Origin of the sequence: Sphingobacterium micropteri (assembly GCF_014692515.1) — a bacterium.
Classification (GTDB): Bacteria; Bacteroidota; Bacteroidia; order Sphingobacteriales; family Sphingobacteriaceae; genus Sphingobacterium; species Sphingobacterium micropteri.
Genome location: NZ_JACOIK010000002.1, coordinates 181,985 through 196,692 on the forward strand (window position 1 = coordinate 181,985; position 14,708 = coordinate 196,692).

The 14,708-nt window shown below is 44.6% G+C and carries 9 protein-coding genes; 7 read left to right on the forward strand and 2 right to left on the reverse strand.

Annotation, left to right across the window (positions count from 1 at the left end; genetic code table 11):
• Positions 1 to 62 precede the first annotated feature (62 nt).
• Complete coding sequence (locus tag H8B06_RS03340; protein ID WP_190992881.1) at positions 63 to 2,495, forward strand: glycoside hydrolase family 2 TIM barrel-domain containing protein; 2,433 nt, start codon at positions 63 to 65, stop codon at positions 2,493 to 2,495.
• Between the two features lie 50 nt (positions 2,496 to 2,545).
• On the opposite strand, the gene metK is transcribed toward H8B06_RS03340, so the two are convergent.
• Together metK and H8B06_RS03350 are read right to left on the reverse strand one after the other, a co-directional pair.
• Entirely contained in the window at positions 2,546 to 3,799 is a 1,254-nt protein-coding gene (gene metK / locus H8B06_RS03345; RefSeq protein WP_190992883.1) for a methionine adenosyltransferase, read from the reverse strand.
• A gap of 221 nt (positions 3,800 to 4,020) precedes the next feature.
• Positions 4,021 to 4,755: a GntR family transcriptional regulator gene (locus tag H8B06_RS03350; protein ID WP_190992885.1), complete on the reverse strand. Its 735-nt coding sequence runs from the start codon at positions 4,753 to 4,755 to the stop codon at positions 4,021 to 4,023.
• 127 nt (positions 4,756 to 4,882) lie between these two features.
• Here H8B06_RS03350 and H8B06_RS03355 point away from each other — a divergent pair, with 127 nt between their 5' ends.
• The 6 genes from H8B06_RS03355 to H8B06_RS03380 are packed head-to-tail and all read left to right on the forward strand — an operon-like array spanning position 4,883 to position 14,705.
• Positions 4,883 to 6,607, forward strand: coding sequence for a class I mannose-6-phosphate isomerase (locus H8B06_RS03355; RefSeq protein WP_190992886.1), 1,725 nt, complete (start codon positions 4,883 to 4,885; stop codon positions 6,605 to 6,607).
• 26 nt (positions 6,608 to 6,633) lie between these two features.
• The gene (locus H8B06_RS03360) at positions 6,634 to 7,791 is read left to right on the forward strand and encodes an MFS transporter (protein ID WP_190992887.1); all 1,158 of its coding nucleotides are present in this window, start codon (positions 6,634 to 6,636) and stop codon (positions 7,789 to 7,791) included.
• Between the two features lie 4 nt (positions 7,792 to 7,795).
• Positions 7,796 to 8,893, forward strand: coding sequence for an ROK family protein (locus tag H8B06_RS03365; RefSeq protein ID WP_190992888.1), 1,098 nt, complete (start codon positions 7,796 to 7,798; stop codon positions 8,891 to 8,893).
• A gap of 33 nt (positions 8,894 to 8,926) precedes the next feature.
• Positions 8,927 to 11,929, forward strand: coding sequence for a SusC/RagA family TonB-linked outer membrane protein (locus H8B06_RS03370; RefSeq protein WP_223857452.1), 3,003 nt, complete (start codon positions 8,927 to 8,929; stop codon positions 11,927 to 11,929).
• A gap of 11 nt (positions 11,930 to 11,940) precedes the next feature.
• Positions 11,941 to 13,545, forward strand: coding sequence for a RagB/SusD family nutrient uptake outer membrane protein (locus tag H8B06_RS03375; RefSeq protein ID WP_190992890.1), 1,605 nt, complete (start codon positions 11,941 to 11,943; stop codon positions 13,543 to 13,545).
• A 17-nt stretch (positions 13,546 to 13,562) separates the two neighbouring features.
• Complete coding sequence (locus H8B06_RS03380) at positions 13,563 to 14,705, forward strand: SusE domain-containing protein (RefSeq protein ID WP_190992891.1); 1,143 nt, start codon at positions 13,563 to 13,565, stop codon at positions 14,703 to 14,705.
• Positions 14,706 to 14,708 lie beyond the last annotated feature (3 nt).

The following is a 14,708-nucleotide window of genomic DNA, read 5'->3' on the forward strand; positions in this document are numbered from 1 at the left end:
AGCGGTTCGATTGCTATTTAGGATGATTTGATAATGACAAATTTTATGATGATACGTTTTTTTTGTGTTGTATACTCTTTGGTCCTTTTCTGCTAGCTGCGCAGGAACTGCGACAGACATTTTCGCTTGAGAAAGACTGGCGGTTTAACAAGGGGGATGTTGATCAAGCGGCGTCGACCGACTTCGATGATCGTGGATGGGATAAGGTGACGGTGCCGCATGACTGGGCTATTTACGGTCCGTTTGACCGGAAACATGATTTGCAGGAGGTGGCCGTGACGCAAAATGGAGAAAAGGTGGCTACCGTGAAAACGGGACGCACGGGAGGATTACCTTATGTCGGTGTGGGTTGGTATAGAAATACGTTTGATGTGGAATCTTTTGAGCCATCGAATAAACGCGTGGTGCTGAAGTTTGATGGCGCGATGAGTGAAGCACGTGTGTATGTAAATGGACACGAAGTATGTTTTTGGCCGTATGGCTATAACGCGTTTCATTGTGATGTAACGGAATTCATAAATCCCTCTGGCAAAGATAACCTGGTGGCTGTGCGGTTGGAAAATAGGCCACAATCGTCGCGCTGGTACCCAGGAGCGGGCCTTTACCGGAATGTGCATGTGATCGTAACGGATAAGGTGCATGTTCCGGTGTGGGGAACCTTTGTTACCACACCCTTTGTTTCGGATACGTTGGCCTCCGTGCGGCTGGAAACGAATATAGAGAATGCGGATGGTAAGGTGGTGCGGGTCACTACGGATATTATTGATGGATCGGGAAAAGTGGTATCGTCTAAAGATAATGCGCAAAAGATAAACTATGGGCAACCTTTTGTGCAGCACTTGGAAGTGTTGGATCCCAAACTGTGGAGCCCAGAGAGCCCGGCACTGTACAAGGCGATATCGCGTATCTTTGTCGATGAGCAACTGTTGGATAGCTACGAGACCCGGTTTGGTATTCGGGATATCAAGTTTGTCGCCGAAAGAGGCTTTTTTCTGAATGGGAAACATCGCCAATTTCAAGGGGTATGTAACCACCATGATCTGGGGCCGTTGGGTGCGGCAATCAATGTTTCTGCGCTGCGATATCAGTTGGAACTATTGATGGATATGGGCTGTGATGCCATCCGCACGGCACATAATATGCCTGCCCCGGAATTGGTCGAGTTGTGTGATGAATTGGGCTTGATGATGATGATCGAACCTTTTGACGAGTGGGAGATAGCGAAGTGTATGAACGGCTATCACCGGTTCTTCGAGGAGTGGGCCGAACGGGATATGGTGAATATGATTCGCCATTTCCGTAATAATCCGTCGGTCGTAATGTGGAGTATTGGCAACGAGGTACCCACGCAATGTAGCCCGGAGGGATATAAGGTCGCTCGTTTTTTGCAGGATATCTGCCATCGGGAAGATCCCACCCGTCCGGTGACTTGCGGAATGGATCAGGTAAGCTGTGTGCTGGAAAATGGTTTTGCGAGCATGCTCGATATTCCCGGATTTAACTATCGGGTACACCGCTATCAGGAGGCTTATGCAAAGCTACCTCAAAATCTGCTGTTGGGGGCAGAAACCACGTCGACAGTAAGCTCGCGCGGGATTTATAAATTCCCGGTGGAGAAAAAAGCGGAGGCGGTGTATGCTGATCATCAATCCTCCTCGTACGATCTGGAACACTGTTCTTGGTCGAATTTACCGGATGAAGATCTAGCTATGGCGGACGACTACGCTTGGTCGCTCGGACAATTTGTGTGGACTGGTTTTGATTACTTGGGGGAACCCTCTCCTTATGATACGGATGCTTGGCCAAACCATAGTTCTATGTTTGGTATTATCGATTTGGCAAGTATTCCTAAGGATCGCTATTATCTTTATAGAAGTGTGTGGAATAAACGAGCGAACACCGTACATGTACTGCCCCACTGGACATGGCCGGAACGTGTGGGGGAAGTGACACCCGTATTTGTGTACACGAACTATCCAAGTGCGGAGCTATTTATCAACGGAAAAAGCCAAGGTGTGTGCCGGAAAACAGAGGAGTCGGTGCAACATCGCTACCGATTGATGTGGACAGATGTGATATATGAACCGGGTGAGCTGAAAGTGGTAGCATATGATCGCCAAGGACAGCCGGCGGAGGAAAAGATCGTACGGACAGCGGGTAAGCCTCATCAAATTGTGTTGGAGACACCGCATAAGATCATTGCAGCAGATGGAAAATCATTGGCCTATGTACGCGTAAAGGTGTTGGATAAGGAGGGTAACGTGTGCCCGAACGAGAATGCGTTGGTACATTTCTCTGTAACTGGTGCGGGCCAATACCGAGCCGCTGCGAACGGTGATCCAACCTGTCTGGATATGTTTCATCAACCGAAGATGCCCCTTTTCAATGGGCAACTGACAGCGATTGTGCAGGCCGGAGAACAACCGGGAGATGTCCGGCTGGAAGCGAAAAGTAAGGGGTTGAAAAGCGGGAAGATACTTTTGAAGGTGGAATAGCAAGAATGCCACCCTTCGGGTGGCATTCTTGCTATTTATTAAGCTTTGTCTTATAATCCAAATGCCTCTTTAACGACGTCGACATAATCCAATTTCTCCCAGGTGAACAATTCAACTTCTACGGTTTTCTGTTCGCCGTTAGAGCTTTCGAATGTTTTGGTTACGGTCTGAGGCGTTCTACCCATATGGCCGTAAGCGGCAGTTTCCGAATAGATAGGTTTGCGAAGTCCTAAGCGGGTTTCGATGCCGTAAGGCGTCATGTCGAAGATTTCCCCTATTTTCTCGGCAATTTTGCTATCGTTGTAAGGAACGTTGCTTTTACCATAGGTGTTTACATAGATTCCCATCGGATCTTTCACGCCGATAGCATATGATATTTGTACCAATATTTCGTCTGCCACACCGGCTGCTACCAGATTTTTAGCAATATGGCGGGTAGCGTATGCTGCCGAGCGGTCTACTTTAGAGGGATCTTTTCCGGAAAATGCTCCACCACCATGTGCTCCTTTTCCACCATAGGTGTCCACAATAATCTTACGGCCGGTCAAACCGGTATCGCCATGTGGTCCGCCGATCACAAATTTTCCCGTAGGATTAATGTGAAACTTGATGCTGTCGGTAAATAGGGCCTGCAACGCTGGTGTCAGTTGCGCTTTTACACGTGGGATCAGGATGTTTTTAACATCGTCTGTAATTTTCTCCCGCATCGCTGCCTCGGTAGCGAACTCGTCATGTTGTGTTGAAATAACAATGGTATCGATGCGTTGCGGTTTATGGTCGTCGCTATATTCCAATGTTACTTGCGACTTTGCATCTGGACGTAGATAAGTAATCTCTTTATTCTCCCGGCGCAATGCAGCTAGTTCGTATAATAACCGATGAGCGAGGTCTAAAGCCAACGGCATATAGTTTTCGGTTTCGTTGCTCGCGTACCCAAACATGATACCTTGGTCGCCGGCGCCCTGTTCCTGTTTTGTTTGGCGATCGACTCCTTGGTTAATCTCTGCTGATTGTTCATGGATAGCCGACAGTACACCACAAGAGTTTGCCTCAAACATATATTCGGACTTGGTGTATCCTATTTTTTGGATAACCGAGCGGGTAATTTTCTGTACATCTAAATAGATGTTGGATTTTACTTCGCCAGCCAAAACAACCTGTCCGGTCGTTACTAAGGTCTCAATAGCGACTCGGGCATCTGCATCCCACGCCAAAAAATTATCAATCAATGCATCGGAAATCTGATCCGCTACTTTGTCAGGGTGTCCCTCCGACACCGATTCGGATGTAAATAAATAAGCCATTACTACATATTCTTTTGTGATTGAACGTACGAAAGGAGTTGTCTAAGTAGAAGTGGAAAAACGACCCAAATTTTGGTTTTAGCACTTTTTTTTACTGTGGTTGCAATCTCCTTCTGGCATATTAGTCAATATGCAGCACGCAAATCAGTCCACATTTTTCGTGGACAAAAGTACGATTCTTTATTTGAATAATACGAATGGAAGCGAATTTTTATGGAATGTCAAATATTTCGTTTACTTTCTATCGTATAGGTAAAGGAATCTGCCCGATAACACCCGACATTGAATTCGATAGGATTATTATGAATGTCGTAGACGTATCTTTTTCGGATAAGGATAGGTTCACCTTGCTTGATTTCCAGTTTGGAAGCAATAAATACATCCGCTGCTGCCGCACTTATCTCTTCTTTTGACGTCAATGCTACGACACCGTAATCTGTTTCCAATATTTCGTACAGTGGACGGTTAAAGTTTTCTGATGCCGAAATGGGTATCTGTGGACTAAAGTCCGAAGTGAAGTACACGAACGGTGCATCTTTTTTCCCCCGGAGGCGTTCCAGTCGCATCACTTTTGTGGCCACATCGATATCGAAAAAAGCAGCGACTTCAGCAGATACCTCGTGTCTATAGATTTGTAATTCAAAATTATGAATTTCTATTCCCAGGACGCGCATCTCTTCTGAAAAACTTAACCAGTTACTGACGCCGCTAAATATTTTCTTTTTCTGAACACGTGTTCCAACACCTTTTTTACGAACGAGCAAGCCTTCGGTTACTAGGGTGCTAATCGCCTGGCGTAAGGTGTTCCGGGATATCTTTAATTGTTCAGACAAATAAACTTCCTTAGGGAGATATTGTCCGTCCCTATATTCCGGCGTGTCTATAAGATTTCTTATGAGCTCTTCAGCCTGTTTATGAAGAGGTTTTGTGCTGCTATGATCGATTTTTAAATTCATAATATGTTTACAAAAGTAAAAAAAATAATAAGATAATGTTGCATTATAAAATTAAAGTATTCATATTTGCTGTATCATATGTATATACATACTATCCATATGACTGAACAATTATATAATTATAGACATGTTAAGTACTTACAAAAAGAAGCCTGCTATCAACTTAAATGGTTTTGCTGTGGAGGGATGGAATGCTATCATTTCTGTTTTGACAGAGCAGCAGAACAGCAATCGTGTTATGGTAATAGATTGTTACACTGGTATAGATCAGGAAGAGTTGGAAGCGCAGCTGATGCAGCTTAAATCGGATCTCTTTATCCGCACGAAGGATTTGTTTATTTCGGAATCGGAGGTGGCAGCGTTAACGAAAAGGTTTATGACAGACGATACGCTGTTCGGTTATGTTTCCAATATCTCCTTGGATGAGTATTTCGACGTGGAGAAGTTAGAAGCTGTGCAAAAGGCAATAGCGGAATCTAAAGGACGTATTTTAGTGTTTGGGCAGGGCGCTCAACTGGTGGTCAAAGCTGATGTCTTAGTGTATGCAGATATGCCGCGTTGGGAAATACAGCAGCGCATGCGTCGACAGGAAGTCAGCGCATTGGGTATTGACAACCGCAAAGAGCCCTTTTCTCAGCAATATAAGCGAGGATTATTCAATGACTGGCGCTTGCTGGATAAACATAAACGAACGATTTACACCAATGTGGATTATTGGCTTGATACCGTTGTGGCAAACGCGCCTAAGATGATTGACAGATCTACATTTTACGCGGGGATGGACAAAGCGGCGGCTTCGCCTTTCCGCGTTGTTCCATTCTTTGACCCTGCACCATGGGGAGGCCAGTGGATGAAAGAAGAATTTGCACTTGATACGGCTAAGGTGAACTACGGCTGGGGCTTTGATTGTGTGCCAGAGGAGAATAGTTTGCTTCTCAATGTGGATAATGTTGTATTTGAGATGCCGGCTGTGAACCTCATCAATACGAGGGGTGTCGAGGTGTTAGGCAAACCGGTGGAAGCTCGTTTTGGAAACGATTTTCCGATTCGTTTTGATTTTTTGGATACCGTTGAGGGCGGGAATCTCAGTCTTCAGGTACATCCAACCACCCAATATGCCCGCGATAATTTTGGTTTGCATTATACGCAAGATGAGAGTTATTATATCATGGAGGCAAAGGAAGGTGCGCATGTGTATCTCGGATTGAAAACAGGTGTGGATAGTGATGTGATGATGGACGAGCTTGAGAAGGCAGAACGAGGGGAACTTATTTTCGATGCGGAAAAGTATGTAAACAAAATTCCGACAAAGAAACATGATCATTTTCTTATTCCGGCAGGAACCATACACTGCTCGGGTATAAATGCTGTAGTGCTCGAAATCAGTTCGACTCCTAATCTATTTACCTTCAAGCTGTGGGACTGGGGACAAGTGGGCTTAGACGGGAAACCGCGACCTATTAATGTACAGCGGGGAAAACAGGTGCTCGATTGGGATCGTGATACCGACTATACCCAGGCAGAATTAGTGAATAACGTGCAGGTGATTGCCCAGGGCGATGGATGGATAGAAGAAAAAACAGGTCTGCACAAAACTGAATTTATCGAGACGCGCCGGCATACTTTTTCTGTTCCGGTTGAACATTATACGCAAGAAAGTGTCAATGTGCTGAATCTGGTAGAGGGGGAGGAAATTATTGTGGAAAGTCCTACGAATGCATTTGAACCAATGATTATCCACTATGCGGAAACGTTTATTATTCCCGCAGCCGTTACGTCATATCGTATTCGACCACATGGCGCCTCCACCGGCAAAACCTGCGTTACTATTAAAGCATCCGTAAGATTTTGATTACACAATAGGAGGAGCAATACGCTATGCAAAATAACCAAGAAAATAAACCAAACCTTGTATTGATACCTATATTTCTCAATTTCTTCATCATGGGATTTGTGGATATAGTAGGGATTGCGACCAATTATGTAAAGAAAGATTTTGCGCTGTCGGACAGCACGGCCAGCTTGATCCCCATGATGGTATTTGTCTGGTTTGCTATATGTGCTGTGCCGACAGGCTTGTTGATGGATAAAATAGGACGTAAGCACACGGTATCCGTTTCCTTGATGATTACGGCCGTGGCAATGGGTATTCCTTTTGTGAGTTACACTTATGGGGGCATATTATGCGCTTTCGCTTTGCTTGGGATCGGAAACACGGTTTTGCAAGTTTCATTGAATCCGTTGGTCGCCTTTATGGTACGAAAAGAAAAACTGACTAGTACGCTTACCATGGGACAGTTTATCAAAGCAATTTCTTCGTTTTTAGGCCCTATAATCGTAGGTCTGACTGCAGTCCAATTAGGTGATTGGCGTCTGACATTTCTATTTTATGGCCTGGCAACGGTGCTAGCTATTATCGTACTTTACGCGTTGCATCCCAACGAATCGGTAGATACGAAAGTAGAGTCTTCTTCATTGCACATGATATTTGCTTTGTTGCGTGACAAATACCTTGTCCGCTGCGTCGTCGTTATTTTACTGATTGTAGGAATTGATGTAGGGTTGAACACCAGTATACCGCAGTTATTAATGGATCGACTAGCGGTACAATTGGAGGAAGCTGCGCTGGGGACAAGCCTTTACTTTGCGACGCGTACCGTCGGGACTTTTGTCGGCGCCCTCCTGTTGACAAAATTGTCTGCTGTAAAATTCCTGCGCGGAACGATGCTGTTGGCTGTATTAGCTTTTTTAGGCATGCTATTTAGCACCTCGCTTTTGGGACTATTACTTTCTATCGCACTCGTGGGACTTGCCTGTGCAAATGTATTTTCGATTGTTTTTTCGCTGGCAATGCAACATGATATGAGGCATGCGAATGAAATCTCCGCATTGATGATTATGGGAGTATCGGGCGGGGCTTTGGTTTTGCCATTGCAAGGTTTGATCACCGATATGACAAGTTTCACAGCTGGATTACTGGTTGTGTTGGTGAGCATGCTGATCATCGGTTTCATTTCTTATAAATTTAAATGTTAATCCTATGTATGAACATGATAACCGTATTGTGTTGACGCTGGACGCCGGTGGTACAAATATGGTGTTCTCCGCTATCCAGAGTAATAAGGAGATTGTCGAAGCCTATTGCTTGCCGGCTTATCCGGATGATCTACAGAAATGTCTGGATACCTTGATTGATGGATTTACACACGTATGGAATCAGCTTCCGAAAGCACCGGTTGCTATTAGTTTCGCTTTCCCTGGTCCGGCAGATTACAAGAACGGTATCATTCACGATTTACCGAATTTTCCGTCCTTTCGCGGTGGCATTCCACTTGGTCCGTTTCTGGAGGAGCATTTTCATATTCCTGTCTTTATTAATAACGACGGTAATCTTTTTGCTTACGGCGAGGCGTTGGCTGGTGCTTTGCCAGCGCTAAATGAACGGTTAAAAAAGCAGGGTTATCATAAAGAATATCGTAACCTTATTGGTGTCACATTCGGGACTGGATTTGGATCGGGCATTGTTATAAATAACGACTTACTGACAGGTGACAACGATTGTGGTGGTGATGTATGGGTATTTCGCAATAAGCTTTTTCCCCATATGATCGCCGAAGAGAGCGTTAGCAGGCGTGCAATCACCCGGGTGTATAACGAACAGACCGGTATTAAAGATGAAACACTAACGCCTATGGATATATTTCGTATTGCAGAAGGGGAGATACAAGGTGATCGGCAAGCAGCCGTGAGTAGTTTTGCCCGATTGGGCGAGGTGGCAGGTGACGTGATAGCACATCTGTTGACGTTTGCAGATGGGACCGTCGTAATCGGTGGTGGAATCATCGGTGCGGCAAAATATATCATGCCTACACTAATAAGTGAATTGCGGTCGTCTTTATCAACTTTTTCAGAAGATAACCTGTCACGCTTGCAAATGGAAGTCATCGATGCCGATAATGAAGATAATTTCAATCAGGCTATGAAGGAAGCGCAGCGAGAAATCTGGATACCGAATACCAACAAAAAAATAAATTATAACCCCCATAAAAAAACATTTATCATGACAACATCTCTGGGAACGAGCACGGCCATTTCGCTAGGTGCCTATGCCTATGCTTTACATCAATTGGCTAATTAGATTATAAAACACTAAACATTAAATTATGATAATATGAAAAGAACATTATCTATTAAAATCATTCCTCCATACTTGTTACTTATGTTGCTGGGCATCCAGGCACTTACAGTAACGGCCCAAGAGGAACAACATGCGGTAAAAGGTGTCATCGTTAATACATCCGATGCCGTTATTTCTGGAGCTTCTGTAAAGGAAGTGGGTGGAACGAATGCTACTCGGACTGACGCTGAAGGAAGGTTTACATTGAACCTCTCTACAGCTGACGCGACTTTGCAGGTATCAAACATTGGTTATGTTACCCAAGAGGTTTTGGTAAATGGCCAATCGACTTTGCAGGTCATACTCCTAGAAACGAATGAACAACTTGATGAAGTCGTTGTCGTCGGTTACGGTACCCAACGAAAGAGTAATGTGACTGGTGCAATATCTTCTGTTGATATGAAACAACTGGAAAGTAGACCTGTCGTCAATGTGGTAGAGGCTCTCCAGGGGACTACGCCAGGATTAACCATTCAACAGAGCAATTCGCAACCGGGGAGTCGCCCCGCAATCAATATCCGTGGTATAAATACCTTGAATAACAATGATCCCATGGTTATAATTGATGGTATACTGGGCGATATCCAAAATGTGAATATGGCCGATATAGAAAATATCTCCGTATTGAAAGATGCTGCATCGGCCGCGATATATGGTTCCCGCGCTTCCAATGGTGTTATTCTCATTACCACCAAGAAAGGACGCAAAGGTACCTCGAACGTGTCATACGATTACATTTTTGCGGAACAGACACCTACATTTATGCCGCAAATTGTCGATTCATGGGTGTATGCTGAGCTGCGAAATGAAGCGCTCATCAATTCTGGGCGTCCAACGCAGTTTACCTCGGAACAGATAGCGGATTACCGGACAAATGGACCTAATGCCAATTGGATGAAAGAAATATATCGAACAAATGCACCCCAACAGTCGCATAACTTATCGCTATCAGGGGGAGGGGAGAAAACGACTTATTTGATTTCTGGGGCATATCTGGATCAGGAGAGTATGTTTGAGGGGCCAGATTATGGGCTTGAACGATTTAATTTTCGTACCAACGTCGAAACGGAAGTTTCCGAGCGCTTTAAGGTGGGGGTAAAGGCTGCATATGCACGTAATACATTGAAAGATCATGCTTATTGGACAGAATGGCTTATTGAGCAAGCAACGCGTATGCCATCCATCTATCCGATTCGAAATGCGGAAGGAGGATATAACTATCCTAGTGGAAGTAATTCCAATTCCTTGGCTCGTTTAGAGCAGGGTGGGTTGCGAAAAAGTGCGAATGACGATTTATCTGGAATATTGAATGCTGAATACAAAATATGGAATGGATTAACGTTGCGTGGGATGGTCGGTACACAATTGTATTACAACCGGCTGAAAGAAAACCGTAAGGCTATACCAGGTTCGGGTGATTTAGAGAACCGAATGACCAATGGTTCGCAGCGTATACAAAATATAACCAGCAACCTCATCCTTTCTTATGATAAGATTTGGGGAGACCATACCTTGAACGCCATGGCAGGCTATTCCTACGAAGGAGGAACGGATAATCGTTTTGAAACGTTTAGACTCGTCGACGAATCTAATTATGATATCATGGGCGGTGCACAAACGGCAAATACAGGTAACCAAGAGTGGCAGCACGAATGGTCTATTTATTCGGCATTTCTACGTATGAATTACAATTATGCCAACAGGTACCTTATAGAATTCAATCTACGGGATGATATTTCTTCCAAGTTTAGAGCAGGTAACCGCTCGGCATGGTTTCCGTCGGTTTCTGCAGGTTGGAATATTGCCGAGGAGAACTTCTATGGTGCAGATCTGAAGCGTATCATGCCTTCCGCTAAAATTAGGTCTTCATGGGGGCTGGTTGGTAACAACCGGATTGCAGATTACCAGTACCAGGCGACAGTGAATGTATCGCAAGGATATAATTTTGGTGATACGATGTTTCCAGTCGCTTCGTTTGACGCTGTTAACCCGGATTTAAGGTGGGAAACTACCCAGATGTTTAATATCGGAGCGGACCTGGGATTTCTCAATAACGCGTTGACGCTGTCAGGAGAATATTATGTGAATGATACGTATGATATTCTTATCGCTATCCCCGTTCCAGGATTATTTGGCGGTGGCACACCGATTCAGAACGCCGGTAAGGTACGGAATAAAGGCTGGGAACTTGCTGCTCGCTACCAATTCAGAACCGGTGGAGTGGACCATACCATATCAGGAAATCTATCAGATAGCAAAAATAAAGTGATCGATATTAAGGGGACGGAATGGATCAATGGATTTGATGTAAATACCATCGTGCGGGAAGGATATCCTATAGATTCGTATTATGCATATCGGTGGGATGGATATTTCCAGACAGCGGACGAGGTAGCGCAGGGACCTCATCTGGATGGGATTACACCGAAACCGGGTGATCTTCGTTACTTGGATAAAAATGGTGATGGCATAGTCAAAGAGGATGATGACCGTTTTATACTGGGGAATAGATTCCCTCGCTTTTTATACGGGTTTAACTATGCTGTAGGTTGGAAGGGTCTTGATTTCTCTATGTTTTGGCAAGGAGTCGGACAACGGAAGGTGTGGTTAAGAGGTGAGTCGGTAGAAGCGTTCCACAATAATAACGAAGGGCCTGTGTTTGATTTTCATATTGACCGTTGGACACCGACTAATCTGGACGCTATGTATCCGCGACTGACAGTGGGAGCAGAATCTGCAAACAATGCCGTAAAATCTAGTTTTTGGATAGAAAATGCAGCTTACCTACGACTTAAAAACGTGCAATTAGGTTACACATTACCGGAACACTGGACGAAGAGAATGTCGTTAAATCGTCTCCGTATCTATACCAGTATACAGAATGCCTTGACGTTCTCCGATATGAAAGGCGGATGGGATCCAGAGACCGCCGATGGCGGTGGACGTATCTATCCGGTAAACCGTACTTTTTCTGTCGGGTTGAATCTTAACTTTTAAACGTAAAAATTATGAACAAGTACATACAACGATCTAGCATAGCAGTTGCAATCGCATGCCTATTTTTTGTGTCATGTCACGACCTTGACCTTACGCCCCACGATAGAGAAACGGATGCCGATTATTGGAATAAGCCCGAATCGGCGATGTATATGATTAATAAATGCTACCAAGGCATGAACAATGCCGATGAAGTACTGTATGCCGACGCTATGACGGATAACGCTTATACGAAGGTGAGCAACAGTCACAACCAAGCGATCGGCAATGGGACGTATTCTACAGCGGATAATTACGTGCAGTCGGTGTGGAGTTATCGGTATGCAGGCATTCACCAATGTAATCAGTTACTCAATAATTTAGACCGTATTCCGGAATTAAGCGATGCGTTGCGCAACCGTTATCGAGGAGAAGCTATTTTTATCCGGGCGTACCATTACTTCGAACTTTATTCAAAGTTTGGTGATGTGCCGTTTTTTACTACTGTTATTTCCATCGATGAATCGAGAACCATCGGACGTACAGCTAAAGCTGAAATTGTCAATAGTCTATTAACGCAGCTATCGGAAGTAATTGACAACAATTATCTCCCCCCTTCGTACGATGCGCAAAACATCGGACGGATAACGCGTTGGGCCGCCATGGGGCTTAAAGCGCGGATCCTACTGTTTGAAGGGGCAGGCCGATACAATGAGGTGACATTGCTCACGGACCGAATCATGACGGAGGGTGGATTTTCGCTTTATAGTAATTACGAAGATCTGTTTACAATTGCGCATGAAAATAATGCAGAGATATTACTGGATGTGCAGTACAAGCCTGTCGATCGTGAACATCAGGTGCAGTACAATTTTCTTCCACCGTCATTGGGTGGTTATTCTCAACTTTCTCCGTTACAGGAACTGGTCGATAATTATATTACATTGGATGGATACTCGGTTGCAGATGCACCATCGTCCAGCTACGACCCCGAAGTACCTTTTTCTAATCGGGATCCGAGATTAGCGGCTACCATTATGTATACGGGTAATTCGTATGGATTAGCCGATGGTTCCCAACATGTCGTTGATAGCCGAAAAGGCGTTGCACCTGATGGATTTGATTTTTCCTCCGACGCATCGGCTACGGGCTATTATATCAAAAAGTATTGGGATAACACGTACCGTTCTAATCTGATGTCGGGTTTGAATATTATTTTAATGCGTTATGCGGATATCCTATTGATGCACGCCGAAGCTTTGGCCGAACAAGGGCAACTGACGGCGACAGAGTGGGATAGAACGATAAGGCCGCTTCGTGTTCGTGCTGGATTTACGGAGCCGAGAGCTTTGGAATTTCCCGTCGGAGGAGATTTGAAAGAGATTGTGCGCCGTGAGCGTCGGAGTGAATTGGCACTCGAAGGATTACGTCATAAGGATATTATCCGTTGGCGGATTGCCGAACAGGTGCTCAACGGTTGGAGCCATGGATTGTATACCGGCGATGCGGTGGGGACAGATAACGGATATGTGCGTGTAGAAAATCGGAGATTTGATGCCGGCAGACACTATTTATGGCCGATTCCTCAAAATGAAAGGGATCTGAATAGCAGCTTGACACAAAATCCCCAATGGTAACCTTTAAAATGAATATCATGAAAAACCTAACTTTTTTAATTATAGCAGGCACCCTGTTTTTATTGGGTGCTTGCAAAAAAGAATATCTGCTTTCCACCGATTTTACGGTGCCTGCAGAACTCGTCTCGCCCGCAAAAATAGCACTCGATGTGACGTCAACCGATAATATTGTTCTTTCTTGGAATGGCGGTGGTGCGAATGATGGCGCATATGTGCTATACGAAGTTGTGTTCGTGAAAAAAGGAGGAGATCTGTCCGATCCCGTAGAACGGATAAAGAGCGATTTTGGTGCCCATCCTAGATTGACACTGACGCATGCTGTACTAAATACTATTGCTCGTAAAGCAGGTATAGCACCTGGAGAAACAGGAGAAATATCTTGGTCGGTGCTGACTTCGAAGGGTGGCGATGTGAGATCGACCGAACAGAAGAATGACATCGAAGTAACACGCGGAGAAGGGATAGATAATATGCCGGACAACCTTTATTTATATGGAGAAGGTAATGAGAGTAATGGTGCTCAGGGCTCCTTATTCCGCAAAGCAGCAGATGGTATCTATATTATCTATTCCAAAGTTGCGGGAAATGGGGAGTTAGCAATAAAAGGGACAGTGGGGGAAGAGGAATTTGGCTATTACTTAGATGGGACAAAGCTTAAGGAAGGGGAAGGTGTCTTGACCCTCACGCCAAATGCTAACCCGTACCGTATCACAGTAAATTTCAATACCTTATCTATAAAAACAGAAGTCGTCTCGAATGTGCGCTGTATCTGGGGAGCATCGTTTGATGTTATTGGCCAGTTATCTTATGTCGGCGACGGTAAATTTGTCGCTGCGAATAGTGTGATACGTTTTCTTGATCCGAGTAAACCGGAAACGAATCCACCTGCATGGCTTGGTTGGATTGAGGAAAGATATTATTTTATTGCGGTAGTAGATGGCGTGGAGAAATGTTGGGGAAGAATGGATGGTGTAAGTAGCGAGCGTCCCACCGGAGGTGAGCCACTGTCGTTCTACGAAATCGGCGAATTTACGTGGAGTCAATGGGAGCATCTCTGGAAAATGAAGGGAGATTTGGATTCCAAAAGAGCAACTATTACGATCAATACCAATAAGGAAAACCTGATGGTACATGAATTTTCTAATATTACAAATTTATAGACG

Bases quoted from the DNA above. Each gene is read 5' to 3' on its own strand.
- metK (WP_190992883.1), bottom strand. From the start codon at position 3,799: ATGGCTTATTTATTTACATCCGAATCGGTGTCGGAGGGACACCCTGAC.
- H8B06_RS03350 (WP_190992885.1), bottom strand. From the start codon at position 4,755: ATGAATTTAAAAATCGATCATAGCAGCACAAAACCTCTTCATAAACAG.
- H8B06_RS03355 (WP_190992886.1), top strand. From the start codon at position 4,883: ATGTTAAGTACTTACAAAAAGAAGCCTGCTATCAACTTAAATGGTTTT.
- H8B06_RS03360 (WP_190992887.1), top strand. From the start codon at position 6,634: ATGCAAAATAACCAAGAAAATAAACCAAACCTTGTATTGATACCTATA.
- H8B06_RS03365 (WP_190992888.1), top strand. From the start codon at position 7,796: ATGTATGAACATGATAACCGTATTGTGTTGACGCTGGACGCCGGTGGT.
- H8B06_RS03370 (WP_223857452.1), top strand. From the start codon at position 8,927: ATGAAAAGAACATTATCTATTAAAATCATTCCTCCATACTTGTTACTT.
- H8B06_RS03375 (WP_190992890.1), top strand. From the start codon at position 11,941: ATGAACAAGTACATACAACGATCTAGCATAGCAGTTGCAATCGCATGC.
- H8B06_RS03380 (WP_190992891.1), top strand. From the start codon at position 13,563: ATGAAAAACCTAACTTTTTTAATTATAGCAGGCACCCTGTTTTTATTG.